The sequence below is a fragment of the Kitasatospora griseola genome, assembly GCF_044999035.1.
Taxonomy (GTDB): domain Bacteria; phylum Actinomycetota; class Actinomycetes; order Streptomycetales; family Streptomycetaceae; genus Kitasatospora; species Kitasatospora griseola.
Map to the genome: position 1 here is coordinate 1,146,515 of NZ_CP173360.1, position 16,436 is coordinate 1,162,950.

At 74.0% G+C, this 16,436-nt stretch carries 20 protein-coding genes; 9 read left to right on the forward strand and 11 right to left on the reverse strand.

Annotation, left to right across the window (positions count from 1 at the left end):
- The first annotated feature begins 112 nt into the window (after positions 1-112).
- A complete protein-coding gene (locus tag ACI1MP_RS05510) occupies positions 113-487 on the forward strand; it encodes a nuclear transport factor 2 family protein (protein WP_380340232.1) in 375 nt (124 codons plus the stop codon).
- Positions 488-676: 189 nt separating this feature from the next.
- Here ACI1MP_RS05510 and ACI1MP_RS05515 read toward each other — a convergent pair whose 3' ends face one another.
- Positions 677-1,342: an alpha/beta fold hydrolase gene (locus ACI1MP_RS05515; RefSeq protein ID WP_404867883.1), complete on the reverse strand. Its 666-nt coding sequence runs from the start codon at positions 1,340-1,342 to the stop codon at positions 677-679.
- A 107-nt stretch (positions 1,343-1,449) separates the two neighbouring features.
- Here ACI1MP_RS05515 and ACI1MP_RS05520 point away from each other — a divergent pair, with 107 nt between their 5' ends.
- Complete coding sequence (locus ACI1MP_RS05520; protein ID WP_404867884.1) at positions 1,450-2,484, forward strand: helix-turn-helix transcriptional regulator; 1,035 nt, start codon at positions 1,450-1,452, stop codon at positions 2,482-2,484.
- Here ACI1MP_RS05520 and ACI1MP_RS05525 read toward each other — a convergent pair.
- From ACI1MP_RS05525 to ACI1MP_RS05550, 6 genes are all read right to left on the reverse strand, one after another.
- Complete coding sequence (locus ACI1MP_RS05525; RefSeq protein ID WP_404867885.1) at positions 2,462-3,100, reverse strand: LysE family translocator; 639 nt, start codon at positions 3,098-3,100, stop codon at positions 2,462-2,464. The genes ACI1MP_RS05520 and ACI1MP_RS05525 overlap by 23 nt on opposite strands.
- Positions 3,101-3,106: 6 nt before the next feature.
- A complete protein-coding gene (locus ACI1MP_RS05530; protein ID WP_404867886.1) occupies positions 3,107-3,958 on the reverse strand; it encodes a DUF3626 domain-containing protein in 852 nt (283 codons plus the stop codon).
- A gap of 116 nt (positions 3,959-4,074) precedes the next feature.
- A complete protein-coding gene (locus tag ACI1MP_RS05535) occupies positions 4,075-5,808 on the reverse strand; it encodes an SDR family oxidoreductase (protein WP_404867887.1) in 1,734 nt (577 codons plus the stop codon).
- Complete coding sequence (locus ACI1MP_RS05540) at positions 5,805-6,656, reverse strand: M24 family metallopeptidase (RefSeq protein WP_380340247.1); 852 nt, start codon at positions 6,654-6,656, stop codon at positions 5,805-5,807. Before ACI1MP_RS05540 ends, ACI1MP_RS05535 begins: the two co-directional genes overlap by 4 nt.
- 4 nt (positions 6,657-6,660) lie before the next feature.
- Positions 6,661-7,575 (reverse strand): PDR/VanB family oxidoreductase, encoded by a 915-nt coding sequence (locus ACI1MP_RS05545; protein WP_404867888.1) that lies wholly within the window; start codon positions 7,573-7,575, stop codon positions 6,661-6,663.
- Between the two features lie 332 nt (positions 7,576-7,907).
- The gene (locus ACI1MP_RS05550) at positions 7,908-8,825 is read right to left on the reverse strand and encodes a metal-dependent hydrolase (protein WP_380340252.1); all 918 of its coding nucleotides are present in this window, start codon (positions 8,823-8,825) and stop codon (positions 7,908-7,910) included.
- A 223-nt stretch (positions 8,826-9,048) separates the two neighbouring features.
- On the opposite strand from ACI1MP_RS05550, the gene ACI1MP_RS05555 reads away from it, so the two are divergent.
- From ACI1MP_RS05555 to ACI1MP_RS05565, 3 genes are all read left to right on the forward strand, one after another.
- On the forward strand, positions 9,049-9,600 hold the full coding sequence (locus ACI1MP_RS05555) for a pyridoxamine 5'-phosphate oxidase family protein (protein WP_380340255.1): 552 nt from the start codon (positions 9,049-9,051) through the stop codon (positions 9,598-9,600).
- Positions 9,601-9,702: 102 nt separating this feature from the next.
- Positions 9,703-9,984, forward strand: a complete 282-nt coding sequence (locus ACI1MP_RS05560; protein ID WP_189272240.1) for a hypothetical protein — start codon at positions 9,703-9,705, stop codon at positions 9,982-9,984.
- Complete coding sequence (locus ACI1MP_RS05565; RefSeq protein WP_380340259.1) at positions 9,981-10,265, forward strand: hypothetical protein; 285 nt, start codon at positions 9,981-9,983, stop codon at positions 10,263-10,265. The genes ACI1MP_RS05560 and ACI1MP_RS05565 overlap by 4 nt, the downstream gene beginning before the upstream one ends.
- 25 nt (positions 10,266-10,290) lie before the next feature.
- Here the strand turns inward: ACI1MP_RS05565 and ACI1MP_RS05570 are convergent, their stop codons facing one another.
- Complete coding sequence (locus ACI1MP_RS05570) at positions 10,291-11,226, reverse strand: alpha/beta hydrolase (protein ID WP_404867889.1); 936 nt, start codon at positions 11,224-11,226, stop codon at positions 10,291-10,293.
- 103 nt (positions 11,227-11,329) lie between these two features.
- Here ACI1MP_RS05570 and ACI1MP_RS05575 point away from each other — a divergent pair, with 103 nt between their 5' ends.
- A complete protein-coding gene (locus ACI1MP_RS05575) occupies positions 11,330-12,499 on the forward strand; it encodes a UDP-N-acetylglucosamine--N-acetylmuramyl-(pentapeptide) pyrophosphoryl-undecaprenol N-acetylglucosamine transferase (RefSeq protein WP_404867890.1) in 1,170 nt (389 codons plus the stop codon).
- 7 nt (positions 12,500-12,506) lie between these two features.
- Here ACI1MP_RS05575 and ACI1MP_RS05580 read toward each other — a convergent pair whose 3' ends face one another.
- The gene (locus ACI1MP_RS05580; protein ID WP_380340267.1) at positions 12,507-12,941 is read right to left on the reverse strand and encodes a low molecular weight phosphotyrosine protein phosphatase; all 435 of its coding nucleotides are present in this window, start codon (positions 12,939-12,941) and stop codon (positions 12,507-12,509) included.
- 129 nt (positions 12,942-13,070) lie between these two features.
- A complete protein-coding gene (locus ACI1MP_RS05585) occupies positions 13,071-13,802 on the reverse strand; it encodes a TetR/AcrR family transcriptional regulator (RefSeq protein ID WP_404867891.1) in 732 nt (243 codons plus the stop codon).
- Between the two features lie 71 nt (positions 13,803-13,873).
- Here ACI1MP_RS05585 and ACI1MP_RS05590 point away from each other — a divergent pair, with 71 nt between their 5' ends.
- The 3 genes from ACI1MP_RS05590 to ACI1MP_RS05600 all read left to right on the forward strand — a co-directional run bounded on the left by ACI1MP_RS05590 (position 13,874) and on the right by ACI1MP_RS05600 (position 15,796).
- Positions 13,874-14,326: a PaaI family thioesterase gene (locus ACI1MP_RS05590; RefSeq protein ID WP_380340272.1), complete on the forward strand. Its 453-nt coding sequence runs from the start codon at positions 13,874-13,876 to the stop codon at positions 14,324-14,326.
- 50 nt (positions 14,327-14,376) lie between these two features.
- A complete protein-coding gene (locus ACI1MP_RS05595) occupies positions 14,377-15,108 on the forward strand; it encodes a hypothetical protein (RefSeq protein WP_404867892.1) in 732 nt (243 codons plus the stop codon).
- 85 nt (positions 15,109-15,193) lie between these two features.
- Complete coding sequence (locus ACI1MP_RS05600) at positions 15,194-15,796, forward strand: dihydrofolate reductase family protein (protein WP_100585052.1); 603 nt, start codon at positions 15,194-15,196, stop codon at positions 15,794-15,796.
- A gap of 66 nt (positions 15,797-15,862) precedes the next feature.
- Here the strand turns inward: ACI1MP_RS05600 and ACI1MP_RS05605 are convergent, their stop codons facing one another.
- Positions 15,863-16,147 (reverse strand): hypothetical protein, encoded by a 285-nt coding sequence (locus ACI1MP_RS05605; protein WP_380340277.1) that lies wholly within the window; start codon positions 16,145-16,147, stop codon positions 15,863-15,865.
- Positions 16,148-16,436: the final 289 nt, after the last annotated feature.

Here is a 16,436-nt window from a genome sequence, read left to right on the forward strand (position 1 = left end):
CAGTTACATCAGCGGCGACAACGGGTTCCGGCCGGCCGGCGCCTCGGCTCCGGCCCACCGCCCGGCGGTCCTTCCGGCACCGACGTCGCCGTCCGACACAGGGAGTTGCAGCATGCCTCGCACCGACATCCGGGCCGCCCTCGACGACATCGTCTTCTCCTCGGACCTCGATCTCGACAAGGCCGCCGAGCGTCACATCACCCCCGACTTCGTCCAGCGCATCGACGGCAGAACCGTTGAGCGCGACGCGTTTCTCGTCAACATGGCGAATCTCCGCGAGGCCGTGGTCTCCGGGGTGATCGAGATGCACCAGGAGCTCTTCGACGGCGACAACTACGCCGACCACCACACCGCCGCCATCTCGATGAAGGACGGCTCCACCCTCCACATGGAGGTCTACCTCTTCGCCGAGTTCGCCGCGGACGGCCGCTTCCGCCGCATCAACGAGACCACTCTCGTCCTCGAAGGCCCCGCCGACGCGAGCTGAGCACGCGCAGCGGGTGTGCGAATCGCCTCGCGCCGGGAGCCGCCGGCCCGGAGCTGTCCGGGGCAGCCCGATCCGCACCCGCTGCCCGGACGGCATCGACCCCGAGGACCTGGGCCGCCCCGGTCCCGTTCCGGAACGCCGGCGCGAGCGACAGCGTGGAGGCCGCCGGGCGGTGGTCGTGACGGCCTGTCAGGCGAGGGTGGCGAGGAGGCGGGCGAGCTCGGCCGGCTTGGTGAACATGGGCCAGTGGCCGGATTCGAAGTCGAGGTACTCGACGTGCTTGGCGGCGGCGAGTTCGGGGGCCCGGCCCTCGGCGACCCAGGTGCGGACCTGGTCGGGGTCGAATTCGGGGCAGACCATGGTGATCGGGACGTCGAAACGGCGCGGGTCCGTCAGGTGGACGATTCCGCGGGCGACGTGTTCGGGGACGGGGATCGCCTCGGCGGCGATCCGCTGCCGCAGGCCCTCGTCGAGGTCGGCGCTGTCCCGGCCTTCGAACGGCCCCCAGCCGGGGAACGGCATGACGCCGTCGCGGATCTCGAAGAATTCGGCGTAGGGCGCGCCGTCCTGCTGCGGGTACCCGCCGACCAGGACGAGCGAGGCGACCCGTTCGGGCCGCGCGTCGGCGGCCAGCCAGCCGAGGGTGCAGGCGGCGGAGTGGGCGACCAGCATGACCGGGTCGGCCGCCGCGTCCACTGCCGAGACGACCGCGGCGAGTTGCTCGTCCAGCGTGGTCGAGGGCCCGGCGGGCAGGGTCAACGGGTCGGGCCGGTGGCCGAGTTCGCGGAGGACGGGGGTCACGCCGTCCCAGGCGGTGCCGTCCAGCCAGAGACCGCCGATGAGCAGGATGTCCACGATGAGCTCCCGAAGTGGAGAGAAGAGAAGCGGGCGCTTCAAAGGCTAGGTGCGGTTCCGGACGATCTGCTTCCTGATTGTCGCGGGATCGGCCTACGCTGGCCGACATGTCGACCGGAACGAGTCCCACCGCCCGCGCGCTGCGCACTCTGGAGATCCTGCGGGCCCGGCCGGGCACCACGTCGGAGGAGTTGGCGGAGCGGCTCGGGGTGACGGACCGGGCGGCCCGGCGGTACGTGGCGATCCTCCGGGAGGCCGGGATTCCGGTGGAGTCGGAGCGCGGGCCGCACGGCGGGTACCGGTTGCGGCGCGGGACGCGGCTCGCGCCGGTGGCGTTCACCCAGGCGGAGGCGTTGGGCCTGGTGATGGCGGTGCTGGACGGGCGGCCGGCGGCCGGTGAGCCGGGCGATCCGGTGGGCGCGGCGCTGGACAAGGTGGTGCGGGTACTGCCGGAGGAGGTCGGGCGGCAGGCCGCGGCCCTGCGCGAGCATGCGGCGGCCGCGCCGGACCCGCGGGCGGTGTACGCGGATCCGGGGGTGACGAACACGCTGGTCGAGGCGGTGGCGGCGCACCGCCGGGCGGTGATCACGTACCGGAGCGCGGCGGGCGACGAGTGGCGGGCGGAGGTGGATCCGTGGGCGGTGGTGGTGCGCCGGGCCCGCTGGTACCTGCTCTGCCATTCGCACCGGTCGGACGCGATCCGCACCTTCCGGATCGACCGGGTGCTGGCGGCGGAGGAGACCACGACCGGCTTCCGGATGCCTGCCGACCTCGACCCGGTCGCGCTGCTGGAGGCGCATCTCGGTTCGGGCTGGGCCTACCCGACCCACGTGGTGTTCGACGCCCCGTTGGCGCAGGTCGCCCCGTGGGTCGCCGGGCCGATGGGCCGCCTCGAAGCGGCGGGCGAGCGGCGGTGCGTCCTGCGCGGCAGCACCCGCAACCCGGCGATGTACGCCCAGGACTGGCTGTCGGGAGTCCCGTTCGACTTCCGGGTCGTGGGCGGCCCGGAGCTGCGTGCGGCGGTCGCCGCGGCGGCGGCCCGCTTCGCCGCCGCCGTCGCAGGACCGACAGAACCGACAGAACCCGAGGAGCCCGGGGAGCCCGCGGGGCCCGGGGAGGTCAGTCGCTCAGCGCCAGCTTGACCCCGAAGCCGACCACGGCGGTCCCGGTGACCCGGTCGAGCACCCGGCGGGCGGCGGGACGGCACAGCCAGCCGCGCAGGGTGTGGGCGAAGCCGATCAGGACGGCGGACCACAGGGTGCCCTCGATCACGTGCACGGAGGTGAGCAGGACGCCGGCCGGCAGGTGCGGGGCGCCGGCGGGGATGAACGGGGGCAGCACGGCGACGTAGAACACGCCGACCTTCGGGTTGAGCAGGTTGGTGAGCGTGCCGCGCCGCCAGCCGGCCCACCAGCCACCGGGGTTGTCGGTCTCCTCCGGCCCGTCGGAGGAACTGTCGTGCTTGCGGCTGCGGAGCAGCTGGACGCCCATCCACAGCAGGTAGCAGACGCCGGCCCAGCGCAGCGTCTCGTACGCGACGCGGGAGGCGGTGAGCAGCACGCTGAGGCCGGCGGCGGAGGCGGTGCCCCACAGCATCGTGCCGGTCTGGATGCCCATGACGACGCCCCAGGCCTGGCGGCGGTGGCCGAGGGCGGCGGTGCGCAGGATGAGCGCGGTGTCGAGGCCGGGGGTGAGGGTGAGCAGGCCCACGACCAGCGCGAAGGAGGCGAGGGGGGCGGCCATGGCGGTGAGATCCATGGACTGTCAGTCTACGGGCCGGCCGAACCGGGCCAGACAGTGCCATACCTTCTTCAGCTCCTGCGGGTCGTACTGCCCGCTGCGGACGGCGGCCCCGATGACGGCCGGGTCGAGCACGCCGCCGGTCGATCCCTCGGGCGAGCCGTCGCGGGCGATCTTCGCGCCGAGGGCGGTGATGTGCGGGCCGCGGTAGTCGTCGTGGCGGGCGAGCTCGTCGACGGTGAGCCGGTGGCCGGGGTGCCATTCGAGGCGACAGGGCAGCGCGCGGGCGGCGGTCTCGACGGCGGTGCCCCGGTAGCAGGGGTCCAGGACGAGTGCGTCGAAGTGGTCCGGCACTCGGACGCTGCCGTGCAGTTGGGCCTCCACGTAGGCGTCCAGCAGGTCCGGTCCGTCGGCCTCGACCAGGGTGATCAGGGCCATCGCGGCGGCGGTGCCGAAGTGTTCGGGCTCGAAGACGCTGTCGGGGTAGCAGAAGGTGGCCCGGTCCAGCGCCCCGGGCGCGAGCCGGAAGTGCGCGGAGCCGAAGCGGGGTGCGCCGCCGTAGGGGCTGCGCAGGTGGTTGAGCGCGCCGTAGACGGGGCGGCGCTCGGCGGGGGCGTCGTCGTAGGCGCCGCCGAAGATCCGGCTCTCCCACGTCCACCGGTCGCCGCCGGGGTGGGCGGTGAGGCCGCCGTTGCTGGTGCCGGTGGAGAACTGGGAGCGGTACACGCCGTCCCGGGCCAGCGACTCCAGGATCGGCACCCCGTCGAGCTCGCGGTCGGGGTGGAAGTTGAGCGTGACGTCGATCCCGGCGGGCAGCGGGTCGCCGCTGCTGCGGGCGGCGACGTGCCGCAGGGCTCGGGCTTCGGGTGTGTCCATGGACGGCAGTCTTACGCCGAGAACCCGCGTTGTGCAGCCGGTTTTCCCCGCGCCCGGCGGGTGCGGCCCGGCCGGTTCTCCCACCGGCCATGCCGCCTCCGCCAACTGCCGTTCCGTCAGCCCGCGTTGATCCGGGCGGCGAGGCGGAGCAGCCCGGGGCTGATCCGGCCGAGCAGCTTGGCGGCCTTGGCCTCGACGGTGACGGGGACGACGGCCTTGCCGGTGCGGACGGCGCGGACGATCTCGGCGGCGACCCTCTCCGGCGGGAAGCCCCGGCGGGCGTACATCTTGGACACCCGGGCCTGCTTGGCGGCCTGTTCGTCGGTGTCGAGGCCGGAGAAGGTGGTGGTGCGAGTGATGTTGGTGTTGACGATCCCGGGGCAGATGGTGGAGACGCCGATCCGGTGCGGGGCGAGTTCGGCCCGCAGGCAGTCGGAGAGCATGTACACCGCCGACTTGGAGGTGGCGTACGCGGCCAGCACCTTGGACGGCAGGTAGGCGGCGGCGGAGGCCAGGTTGACGAGGTGTCCGCCCCGGCCGTGGTCGACCATCAGCTGCCCGAAGGCGCGGCAGCCGTGGATGACGCCCCACAGGTTGACGTCCAGGACGCGCCGCCACTCCTCCTCGGTGGTCTCCAGGAACGTCCCGGAGTGGCCGATGCCCGCGTTGTTGACCACCACGTCGGGGACGCCGAAGTCCGCGGCGACCTGCTTGGCGAAGGCGGCCATGGCCGCGCCGTCGCTCACGTCCACCTGGTACGCGCCGGACTTGACGCCGGACAGCGCGCACAGTTCGGCGGTGCGCTGCGCGGCGGGCAGGTCGCGGTCGCAGACCACCACCCGGGCGCCCCGGTCGGCGAAGGCCAGTGCGGTGGCCCGGCCGATGCCGCTGCCGCCACCGGTGACGACCACCAACTCGCCGCCCCCGGAGGGTTCCTGACGCAGCGCGCCGTGGTCGCGGGCGACGAACTCGCGGACCAGCGCGGCGACGGTGGGGCCCTTCTCCAGCAGCGCCGACCAGTGGGTGGCGTTCAGGGTGCGGCGGGTCAGCCGGGGCGCCCACCGCTCCAGGCCCTCGGAGAGGAACTCCGCGACGTAGTGGTCGCGCTGCAGGGTGATCAGCTGGACGGGCACCTCGGTGTGGCGTTCGCGCGGCCTGGCGATCGAGGGCCGCATGTTGGCCCGGTACAGCTCGATGCCGTGCACGGCGTCCTTGGCGAGGGTGCGCTGCGGGTGGCCGGGCCGGGGGCGGACGGCCTCCAGGTCGTTCAGCACCCTGGGCCACAGCCGGGCCAGGCCGAGCTTCCACGCGGCGGGCGCGACGACGGGCAGGTGGAACAGGCCGATGTACCAGGAGTGCACGCCCTGGCGCAGCAGTTGGGAGACGTGCCGGGGCGTAGGCCGGCGCAGCCGGTGCCGCATCCAGAAGCCCATGTGGTCCAGGCAGGGGCCGGACATGGTGGTGTAGCTGGCTATCCGCCGGTACGAGCCGGGGGCGGTGACGGCCTCCCAGGACTGCACGCTGCCCCAGTCGTGCGCCACCACGTGCACCGGCCGGTCGGGGCTGACGGCGTCGGCGACGGCGAACAGGTCCTGCCCGAGCAGTTCCAGCCGGTAGCCCTCCCGCCCGCCGGGCGTCCCGGACGCGCCGCAGCCGCGGACGTCGTACCGCACCACGTGGTGGTCGACGGCCAGGTCGGCGGCCACGTCGTCCCAGACGCTGTGGTCGTCGGGGTACCCGTGCACCATCAGCACGGTGGGGCGGGTCGGGTCGCCCTGCTCGTACACGGCGAGCTTCAGCCCGCCGGAGTCGACGGTGCGGCGACGGATCTCGGTGCTGCGGCCGGTCATGCGGTGCCCTCCTGGAGTGCCCAGCGCCGCACGTGCGGCAGGTCGTCGTCGAGCCAGTACGCGTCCTCGTCGGTGACCACGAGGAGTTCCTCGAACTTGATGCCCACCTCGCGGAAGCCGATGTGCGGCTCCACCGCCCACAGGCCGGGCGTGGGGGCGTGCCGCGACGCGCGGCCGCCGGCCCACAGCGGGGAGCGCCCCTCCAGTCGCTCCTTCACCAGCTCCCGCCCGAGGGTCTGCAGGGTGCGCACGCCGAAGCCGAACAGGTTGACGCCGGCCGGGCCGCGCGCGGTCGTTCTGGTCACCTGGTGGCCGATCACCCGGCCCGGGTACACCTGGTGGCGGTTGTCGTAGCCGTGCTCGGCGATCTGCGCGTCCACCGCCGCGTACACCTGGTCCAACGTCCTGCGCGCCTTCACCTCGCGCAGGATCAGCTCCCGGTACACCCGCAGGTCCTGCGCGAGCCGGTCCCACACCGGGTTCTCGCCGACCTTGCCGCCGTACCCGATGTCGGCGGTGTAGCCGTCCACCACCGGCGCGCAGTCCAGCACGTACGGCATGCCCTCCTGCAACACCCGCGAGCCGGCGAAGAACTGCAGCGGTGTGTGGAAGTGCCGGAACGCGGTGCGGTCGCCGAACCACGCGAACGGCACGTGGAAGAAGTCCTGCACCCCGGCCCGCACCAGGCTGCGCCGCAGCTTCGCGGTCGCCTGACGCTCCGTCACGCCGGGCTCGATCCACGCCGCGACCTGCTCCGCGCAGTGGTACGCCAGCTGCTGCACCTCCCGGAACTTCGCCAGGTCCCGCTCGTCGAACGGGAATCGGGGCAACTGTCCGCGCTGCTTCATCGGATCACACCTCCAGGACGAGGGTCTCGCCCTCGGCGGCTCGGGACACGCACGGCAGCATCAGGCCCGCGGCCCGCTGCTCCTCGGTCAACCTGCGGTCGCGGTGCTCGGGCGTCCCGGACGCCACCTTCAGCACGCACGTCCCGCAGAAACCCTGCTTGCAGGAGTACGCCAGATCCGGCTTCGACTCCCGCGCCACGTCCAGCGCGGAACGGTCCGCCGGAACGGCCACCGTCTCCCCGCCCTCCCCCAGCCTGATCGCGAACGGCCGACCGTCCACGACCGGCGCGGCCCCGAACCGCTCGAAGTGCAACGACGCCGCGGGCGAGGCGTCCAGCGCCCGCTGCACCGCACCCAGCATCGGTGCCGGACCGCACACGTACACCGCGGCGTTCCGCGCGGCGTGCGACAGCAGCTCCGCCGCATCCGGGACGCCGTGCACGTCGTCGGTCCGGATCTCGACCCGGCGCGGATCGAGCGCCGTCAGCTCGGCGGTGAACGGAAGCGCGGCAGCCGTCCGGCCCACGTGGATCAACTTCCAGTCGATGCCCGCATGTTGAGCCGCCCGCGCCATCGGCAGCAACGGCGTGACCCCGATGCCGCCGGCCAGGAACAGCACCTGCCGCTCCCCGCAGAACGCGAACCCGTTCCGCGGCCTGCGCACCCGCAGCCGCACTCCCACGTGCAGCTCGTCGTGCACCTCCACCGACCCGCCGCCGCCGTCGGCGATCCGCCGCACCGCGACCCGGTAGACCAGCCGATCGGCCGGATCCCCGCACAACGAATAGTGCCGCTCCCGCCCCGACGGCAACGTCACCAACACCCGCGCCCCCGGCTGCCACTCCGGCAGCGCCCCGCCCGACGGATCGGCCAACCGCAGCTCGACCACATCCTCGGCGACCACCTGATGCGACGTCACCACCAGGTACAACGGCGGCACCGGCCGCGACTCGGCCCGCCGAGGACTCCGCCGCAACCCCGGCCGCCCCAGGGCAGGGCTGTACCAGTCACCGAACGCAGTCAACCGCGAGAACATCCGATCGGCCCGAGGACGGCCGTAGAGGTCGGGCGGCGGGGTTTCGAGATCCATGGGCGGGCAACTCCGGGGTTCTTGGGGGGACGGAGGGAGGAAGCAGGGGCGCAAGTGGGTGCGAAAGCAGAGGCGCGAGTGGGTGCGAAAGCAGGGGCGGGCCGGGAGGTACCCCCACGCGCCCCTGTTTTCGCGCCCGCCTGCGTTTCGCGCCCCCTACATCAATGCGCCGCGGCAGCTCTCGCCGCCGGCGACTTCGCCAAGTACGCGAGCGCCTGCGACGAGGACCCCTCGTTCGTCGGGTGGTACCCCGGGGCGAAGTACCGCAGCGCCGAGCGGACGAACCGCCCCGGTTCGGGGAGCAGTCCCCGCCTCGCGGCCTTCTGCGCCTCCCGCCACGTCGGCACCAGGCTCCCGTTCAACGACGGATCGGCGGCCAGCATGAAGCGCGTCCCCCGGATCCACAGGTGGACCAGCAGCGGTCCGGAGACCGCCATGCCCCGGACCCGTCGCAGGTAGCCCGGGTCGAGGTGGCGCATCAGGTCGTAGGCGACGCTGCGGTGTTCGACTTCCTCCGCGCCGTGCCAGCGGAGCAGGTCGACCATGGTGGGGTCGGCCTTGGCGCGGTCGAGGCCGGGCGAGTTGAGGGCCCAGTTGCCGAGGAACGCGGTGAAGTGCTCGATCGCGGCGATGAAGGCGACCCGTTCGATGACGTTCTCGCGGCGTTGACGTGCCGTCAGCCCGGGCTTGTCGCCGAGGACGCGGTGGAACAGCCAGCTGATCTGCCGGACGTACGGTCGCGGGTCGAGGCCCTGGCCGAGCAGGTGGTCGAGGACTTCCTGGTGGGCCTCGGCGTGGATCGCCTCCTGGCCGATGAAGCCGAGGACCTCCTCGCGCAGTTGGTCGTCGCGGATCAGCGGCAGCGCTTCCTTGAACACCTTGACGAACCACCGTTCGCCCTCGGGGAGCAGCAGGTGCAGGACGTTGATGGTGTGGGTGGCCATCGGCTCGTCGGGGATCCAGTGCAGGGGCAGCCGCGACCAGTCGAAGTGGACGTCGCGGGGTTCGAGGACCAGGTTGTCGTGCACGGACGCGGGCTGCCCGGGCCGAAGGCTGCGGGAGGGGGTGGTGCGCGGCATGGGGGTGCCTCCAGTACCTGCGGGTGGACACACGGCTGGGGTGGGGTGGAGTGGGCGTCGGCCCGGCCGCCGGGAGGGGGTCGGAACGGTCCCGGCGGGCCCGTGGGCACAGGGGCAAACTACTCGCGGGTAGCGGGCCCGACAAGGGTTTCGACGGTTCTTATCAACATTGAGTCTAATAAGCCGCTCGATAGGGTGATCCGAAGCCACCCCGGGAGACGCCTTGACCGACCGCACCGCACCCGACCCGCTGGTCCGGGCCCTGATCGGCCACCCGGTCCTCGCTGCCGCCGGCTACCCGGCCCCGGACCCGGCCGCCCCTGCCGACCCGGCCGCCGTGTTCACCGCCTGGCTGTTGGACGCCCTCGCGGCGGGCGTCCCGGACGCGCAGGTGATGACCCTGTCGACGGTCGACGCCGAAGGCCGCCCGGACGCCCGGGTGCTCGTCCTGCGCGACGTCGACCGGGCCGCCGGCGCCTGGCACTTCTGGACCGAGCCCGGCTCCCCGAAGGCCCGTCAGTTCGCCGCCCGACCGGACGCCGCCCTCACTTTCTACTGGCCGCAACCGGGCCGCCAGGTCCGCCTGCGCGGCCCCGTCCGGCCCGCACCGCAGTGCGCCACCCCCTCCCCCGCGCTGAGTTGCTACGCCCTGCACGCCGTCACCGCCGAGTTCTGGCAGGCGAGTGGGGACCGCCGCCATCGGCACGTCCTCCTCACCCGCACCCCCGCCGGCTGGGCCTCCACCGGCTGGGTCCCGACCGACGTCCCGGGCTGATCGAGCACTCACCGCCCGACCCCGTGCCCCGGCCGTCGGCCGCGAATCCGGGGAGAGCACACTGGGCGGTGGCCCCGCCCGCCCGAGACTCCGGAGGACATGGTGAGCGCCGCATCCCTGCACGGCCATCACGACGGCACCCCGCCCATCCCGCGCACCCAGGACGCGGTGGCCGCCGCGCTGCCGCCGGCGCAACGGATGGAGTTCTACCGGGAGATGGGCGAGGCGGACGACACGACGATCGGCGGTGTCCTGCGGCGGTGGTGGCTGCGGGCCGAGCTCTACCGCGACCCGGAGGGCGACCGCATCCACACCGCCGTCCGGTCCGGCACCGCGCCCGGCACCCCGGCGTCCGCGGTACTGCGCCGCCTCGAGGACCGGTGAGCGGCCACGGCGAGTCCGAGGACGATCCGCTCGTCCTCTCCCCGGCCGTCGCGGAGTCCCTGGGCGATCCGGGCACGCCGCCGGACGTGTTCTCCGCCGTGGTGGCGTTCCTGGTCGACCTGCGGGAACACCCGTTCCCGCAGCTGAGCCTGCCGGTCCCGGGGCGGCCCGGGATGCACTCGGCGCCGCTGCCCCGCGATCTCGGCCTGGTGGAGTACACGGTGGACGACGACGCGGACCCGCCGCGGATCTACCTCTCGCGCATCCTGCGGGCGGACTGAACGCACTGAGCGCACTGACGGCCCCTCACGCCAGCAGTCGCCGCAGCCACCCCTGCCGGGCCGCCACGGCCGCCCGGCTGACGGCCGCACCCGGCGCCAGGGTGTCGAAGCCGTGGCAGGCGCCGGGCCACACGTGCAGTTCGGCGCTGCCGCCGCACTGCCAGAGGGCGTCGGCGTAGGCCACCACCTCGTCCCGGAAGGTCTCCGCCGATCCCACCTCCAGGTAGGCCGGCGGCAGCCCCGCCAACGAGGTGGCGCGGGCGGGCGCGGCGTACGGCGGGACGTCCGGCGTGCCGTACCGCGCGCCGAGGGCCGCCCGCCAGGCGGTGGCGTTCGAGGCGGCGTCCCAGGTGTCGCGCCCGGCGAGCTGGCGGGCGGACGCGGTGCCGCCCCGGTCGTCGAGCATCGGGCTGAGCAGCAGCTGACCGATCGGCGCCGGGCCGCCCTCGTCGCGCAGCAGCAGGGCGAGGGCGGCGGCGAGGCCGCCCCCGGCGCTCTTCCCGGCCAGCACCACCCGGGCCGGGTCGAGGCCCAGCGGGGCGGCGTTGGCCAGCGTCCACCGGAGGGCGTCGCGGCAGGCGTGCAGGGGCCGCGGGTACGGCGCGTCGGGCGCGAGCGGGTACTCCACCGACACCACCGCGGTCCCCAGCGGCTCCGCCAACTCCCGCAGCACGCGCGGCAGTACGGCGTACGCGTTGCCGCCGATCAGCCCGCCGCCGTGCAGGTAGTGCAGCACCGGCAGCCGCCCGCTCGCGCCGGCCGGGCGCGCCCACACCACGCCCTCGCCGAGCCCCACCTCGAACCGGCCCCCGTCGGCCAACTCCCGCAGCCCGGGCCGCGGTCGGGCCGCCGCGTCCGCCCGCTGCCACTCCCGCAGCCGCTCCGCCGTCAGCGGCTCCGGCACGCCGCCGCGGGCCGCGACCGCCGCCGCGACGTCACGATCCATGTACGCCTCGCGCACCCGTTCCCCACCCTTCTCATCGTTCCGCCACGGGATGTGACGGCTCGCCAGGTAAGCGTGCACCCTTGGGGACGGCACGGAATCGATCGGGAGGAGTACGAGGATGGGCAGCGAACAGCGGGCGCTCCGGTTGGTGGTGACGGGCGGCGGCACCGGCGGGCACACGTATCCGGCGCTGACGGCGGTACGGGCGTTGCAGGCGCGGCTGGCGGCCGAGCGCCGTGGCGTGGACGTGCTCTGGGTGGGCACCGCGAAGGGCCTGGAGGCGCGGATCGCCCCGGCGGAGGGGATCAGCTTCGAGCCGGTCGCCACGGGGAAGGTCCGGCGGTCCAAGAACCCGCTGAAGCTGATCTCCCCGGCGAACGTGCGGGACATGCTCCGGGTGCCGTGGGGCGCGTTCCAGGCCCGGTCGCTGATCCGCCGGTTCGGGCCGGACGTGGTGCTGGCGACGGGCGGGTACGTCGCGGTGCCGGTGGGGCTGGCCGCGCGCTCCTGCCGGGCGCCGCTGGTGGTGCACGAGCAGACGGTGCGCCTGGGGTTGGCGAACAAGGTGCTGGCCCGGGCCGCGACCCGGGTGGCGGTCTCCTCCGAGTCGACGCTGCCCCTGCTGCCGGCGGCCGCCCGCAGCACCGCCGTGGTGACGGGGAACCCGGTCCGTCCCGCAGTCCTGACGGGCCGTCCGGACAAGGCGGTGGCCGCGCTCGGGCTGTACGGCTTCGACCCGTCGCTGCCGACGGTGTACGTGACGGGCGGCGCCCAGGGCTCGGTGCAGATCAACACCCTGGTGGCCGACGTCCTGCCCTGGCTGCTGGAGCGGGCCAACGTCGTCCACCAGTGCGGCCCCGCGAACGAGGCCGACCTGCACGCCCGGGCGGCGCGGCTGCCTGCCGACCTGATGGGCCGCTACTTCCTGACCGGCTTCCTGGGCGCCGAACTCCCGGACGTCCTGGCCCTGGCGGACGTCGTGGTCAGCCGCAGCGGCGCGGGCACCCTCGCGGAGCTGACGGCCCTCGGCAAGGCCGCGGTCTTCGTCCCGCTGGCCTCCTCGGCGGGCAACGAACAGGCCCACAACGCCGCCCACCTGGAACAGGCCGGCGCCGCCGTCGCCCTCCTCGGCACCGTCACCCCCGACCACCTCCGCTCCGCCCTCGGCCCCCTGCTGGAGGACGAGCCGCGCCGCACCGCGATGGCGGCACGCGCCCGCGAACACGGCCGCCCGGACGCGGCGGAGCGCCTGGTGGACGTCCTGCTGTCGGTGGCCCGTCACGGTTGACGCACCGTCAGGGCAGGTGGTTCGCCGCGCCCGCCTCGATCAGCAGGGCGCAGTAGACGAATTCGACGGCGGAGCGGCCCATCGGGTCGGGGACGTCGCGGTCGTGGTCGAGGTAGAGGCGCATCTCGGTGGTGCTGTCGGGGCCGACCAGGGCGTAGAGGCGGTCGAGGACGGCGTGGTCCATGGCGAGGACCAGGTCGGCCCACTCGATCAGCTCGGGGGTGACGGGGGCGGGGTGATGGCCGGTCAGGTCGTAGCCGAGGACGGCCGCCACCGCGACCATCTCGGGGTGTGCCTCCTGCCACGTCCCGATCAGGCCGGCGGAGCGCGCCTCGACCGCGTCGCCCCCGAGGTCGGTCAGCACCCGGGCGGCGAACGGGCTGCGGCAGTAGTTGCCGAGGCAGACGACGAGGATGCGCCGGGGCGGGCTGCTGGTGGTCATCGGAGCCTCCAGGGGCGAGGGCCGGGCACGGAGCGGTGCATGTGATCATCGGCCAGGTCCGTGCCGCTCGGGCCGCCGGCGGCCGGGGCGGCCGCACGGAGTGCCCCAACGAGTGGCCGGGCTACGCCATCAGGTCGATGCGGACCGGCTCGCCCGCCTGGGCGAACCGCCCCGGCCCGGGGCGGATGCCGCCGGCGGTCGGCGCGCGGTGTGCGGGTAGCGGTGGAGGAGGGTCTCGACGAGGAACCGGGCCATCGCGGTGAGGCGTTCGGGCGGGTAGTGGTCGGGGTCGTCGAGGACGAGTCGGCCGCCCTCCTCAAGTGCCGCCAGCAGTAGGCGGATCAGCAGCTCGACGTCGAGGTCGGCGGCGGCGTCGGCAGCGTCGGCGGCGTCGCGGAGGAACCAGCGGACGGCCCGGGCGAACTGCTCCCGGATCAGCGCGTCGCTGCGCTCCTTGTACTTGCGCACGGCGGGCGGCGTGCCGTCCACCGGGAGCAGGATCGCGCGCCAGCGGCCCGGGGCGGTGACCACCGCGTCGTAGTACCCGCGGGCGACGCCGGTGAAGACCTCGACCGGGTCCGCTCCGTTCAGGTCGCCCGGCAGCGTGGCCGCCATCTGGGCCTGGGCCCGCTCGCCTTCGCGTTCGAGCAGGGCGCGCAGCAGGTGGTCCGCGTCGGTGAACTGCCCGTAGACCACGGGCCGGGTGACGCCGGCGGCCTTGGCCACCGCGTCCACCGAGACGGCTGCCACGCCGTCGCGGTTGATGATCTCCAGTGCCGCGTCCAGGAGTTGCTCCCGCCGCTCGGCGGGGGCCATCCGCGGGGCGTACGGGCGCTTCGCGGGTGTGGGCGGTCGAACCATGGCGCCAGCCTATCTTGTGAAAGCTTCACTCCTGTAGCTACAGTCCTGAAGCAATTACCGGAAGGAACGCCATGACCAACCAGGCACTCCCGCTCGACCCGCTCCAGGACCTCCCCGACCAGGTCGCCGACTTCAGCACCGACCCCGGCCTCATCCCGCTCGGCCGCCTCGCCGAACGGCTCGGCATCCGCATCCTCGAGGCCGGCCCGGACCGGGTCGTGGGCACCATGCCGGTCGACGGAAACCAGCAGCCGTACGGCCTGCTGCACGGCGGCGCCTCCGCCGCACTCGCGGAGTCGCTCGGCTCGATCGGCGCAGCCCTCCACGCCGGACCCGGCCGGTACGCGGTCGGCGTCGACCTCAACGCCACCCACCACCGCCCGGCCGTCTCCGGCCACGTCACCGGCGTCGCGACCGCCGTCTTCCGGGGCCGAACCGCCGCCACCTACGAGATCGCCGTCACCGACGACGCCGGGAAGCGCATCAGCAGCTGCCGCCTGACCTGCATGCTGCGCGACGCCTGACCGCGGGGCGCGAACCCGCTTCGGCGGTGGAGCGGTTACCATCCCCGCCCATGGACTACCGACGTTCGATACCACCGGCGGGGAAGTGGCCGCGACTGTTCTGGCTGCGCTGGGTGCTGCTGGCGATCGCGCTCGGGGTCGGAGTGGGCGGCGGGTGGCTGACCGGGGCGGGGTACCGGGAGCAGCCGACGACGCTGGTGATGACGGCGGCCGCGGCGACGTACGGGGCGTTCATGGCCCTCGCGGTGGCGGGTTGGGACACCCTGGACCACGTGTACCCGGTGTTCGGGCCGTGGACGGCCACCCTGGCCGCGGTCTTCACCATGGCGGTCGGCGCGACGGTCGGGTTGCCCGGCCCCTGGCCGCTGCCGGTGGCGGCGGCCGCCGCGGTCGGAGTGGTGTTCACCGCCCGGCGCGATCGTGAACGGCGGCTGTTCTCCCTGAACCAGCCGCGTGAGCGCGCCCTGCACGAGCGGCGGTTCGCCGCCGAGGCGGTGACCCGCCGGGCCGTGGTGGTCGGGATGGGCGAGACCCTGGAGGAGATCGACCACCGGGGCCGGACGGCCACCGTCCTGACGCTGCGTTACACCGACCGGCAGGACGGGGAGTCCACCGTCCGCGTGCGGTACGAGTTCCCGGTGCACCTGCCGCCGCAGCTCGGCGCGGAGGGCACCGTCCGCTACCTGGCGGACGACCCGACCGCCCGCCGCGTCCGACTCGACCCGCCCGAGCTCCCGATCGACGACACCCCGGAAGACACTCCGCCGCCCGGCTCCCGCTGAACGGCGGCCCGGCTGCCTAGCATCGCCGGGGGAACACCGCCGTCGAAAACCACCGGGAGCCCTCGTGGGAATCGTCACCGCCAACATGGCCGTCTCGCTGGACGGGTTCACCGCCGGGCCGGACCAGAGCCTGGAGCACCCGTTCGGCACGGGCGCGCGGGAGGCCCTGACCTCCTGGATGTTCGAGACCGACCGGCCGGGGCGGGAGCAGGACGCGCACCTGCTCGGCACGCTGCACGCCAACACCGGCGCGCACATCATGGGACGGAACATGTTCGGCCCGGGCCGGGGCGCCTGGGACGAGACCTGGACGGGCTGGTGGGGGCCCGAACCTCCGTACCACGCACCGGTGTTCGTGCTCACCCACCACGCCCGCAAGCCGCTCCCGATGGGCGGCGGCACCACGTTCGAGTTCGTCACCGACGGCATCGAGGCCGCCCTCGACCGGGCCCGCGCGGCCGCCGGCGAACAGGACGTCGAGATCGCCGGCGGCGCCTCCACCGTCCGCCAGTACCTCCGGGCCGGGCTGCTCGACGAGCTGGTCCTGCACCTCGTCCCCGTCACCCTGGGCGCCGGCGAGCGGCTCCTCGACGGCCTCCGGATCCAGCTGGAGCCCGCCGAGGTGATCCCCTCCGCGACCGTCACCCACCTGCGCTACCGGGTGCTCGGCCCGAACACCGCCGACTGACTGCTGCTCATGACCGCTCCGACCACCGGATCGGCCCGGGCTCGACGGCCCGGGCCGTGACGGGTGTCAGTGCTGACTGACCTGGAAGCAGGCGACGTCGTACTGCGACGGCGCGCCCGCGTTGTTGTAGGCCGCTCCGCCGGTGCCGCCGTTCGTGCTGCCGAAGCCGGGTTCGTTGAACACCGACCCGGGTGATGTCCCGGAGTGCCCCGGCGCCCCGGCACCGGTGCCGGGGGTCTCGAAGCTCTGACAGGACTGGTTCGGGGGCCCGGTTCCGCTCGGGTTGGCGGCGGCCATGGCGGTGGCCGCGCCGCCGAAGCAGAGCAGGCCGACGAGGAGTCCCGTTGCCATCGTGCGAAGCATCCGTCCTCCATCGGTGAGGGGTTGCGCGAGGCCGGACGGCCAAGCGCCCCCGTCCGGGCGGACGGCCCGCCGTGTTCAATGCGCATGGATCTTCCTGCTCGGGCCGCCCCGGGACCGGCCGAGTTCGGCCTTCGCGGCCCGGACCCTGCGCCTACGGCGCCGAGTTCCACCAGAGACGCGAGCCGACAGGATCGGAACCTCGAACCAGCTCCTAGCCCGGCCCGCCGGCCCTGTGGGACCCTGGCATGCGCGGGATGCGGCCGCGGTGGAACACCGG

Excerpts from the sequence above, each read along its gene's own strand:
- ACI1MP_RS05595 (WP_404867892.1), top strand. The coding sequence starts at position 14,377 with ATGGACTACCGACGTTCGATACCACCGGCGGGGAAGTGGCCGCGACTG.
- ACI1MP_RS05590 (WP_380340272.1), top strand. The coding sequence starts at position 13,874 with ATGACCAACCAGGCACTCCCGCTCGACCCGCTCCAGGACCTCCCCGAC.
- ACI1MP_RS05575 (WP_404867890.1), top strand. The coding sequence starts at position 11,330 with ATGGGCAGCGAACAGCGGGCGCTCCGGTTGGTGGTGACGGGCGGCGGC.
- ACI1MP_RS05580 (WP_380340267.1), bottom strand. The coding sequence starts at position 12,941 with ATGACCACCAGCAGCCCGCCCCGGCGCATCCTCGTCGTCTGCCTCGGC.
- ACI1MP_RS05535 (WP_404867887.1), bottom strand. The coding sequence starts at position 5,808 with ATGACCGGCCGCAGCACCGAGATCCGTCGCCGCACCGTCGACTCCGGC.
- ACI1MP_RS05540 (WP_380340247.1), bottom strand. The coding sequence starts at position 6,656 with ATGAAGCAGCGCGGACAGTTGCCCCGATTCCCGTTCGACGAGCGGGAC.
- ACI1MP_RS05525 (WP_404867885.1), bottom strand. The coding sequence starts at position 3,100 with ATGGATCTCACCGCCATGGCCGCCCCCCTCGCCTCCTTCGCGCTGGTC.
- ACI1MP_RS05600 (WP_100585052.1), top strand. The coding sequence starts at position 15,194 with ATGGCCGTCTCGCTGGACGGGTTCACCGCCGGGCCGGACCAGAGCCTG.
- ACI1MP_RS05510 (WP_380340232.1), top strand. The coding sequence starts at position 113 with ATGCCTCGCACCGACATCCGGGCCGCCCTCGACGACATCGTCTTCTCC.
- ACI1MP_RS05585 (WP_404867891.1), bottom strand. The coding sequence starts at position 13,802 with ATGGTTCGACCGCCCACACCCGCGAAGCGCCCGTACGCCCCGCGGATG.
- ACI1MP_RS05530 (WP_404867886.1), bottom strand. The coding sequence starts at position 3,958 with ATGGACACACCCGAAGCCCGAGCCCTGCGGCACGTCGCCGCCCGCAGC.
- ACI1MP_RS05605 (WP_380340277.1), bottom strand. The coding sequence starts at position 16,147 with ATGGCAACGGGACTCCTCGTCGGCCTGCTCTGCTTCGGCGGCGCGGCC.
- ACI1MP_RS05550 (WP_380340252.1), bottom strand. The coding sequence starts at position 8,825 with ATGCCGCGCACCACCCCCTCCCGCAGCCTTCGGCCCGGGCAGCCCGCG.
- ACI1MP_RS05520 (WP_404867884.1), top strand. The coding sequence starts at position 1,450 with ATGTCGACCGGAACGAGTCCCACCGCCCGCGCGCTGCGCACTCTGGAG.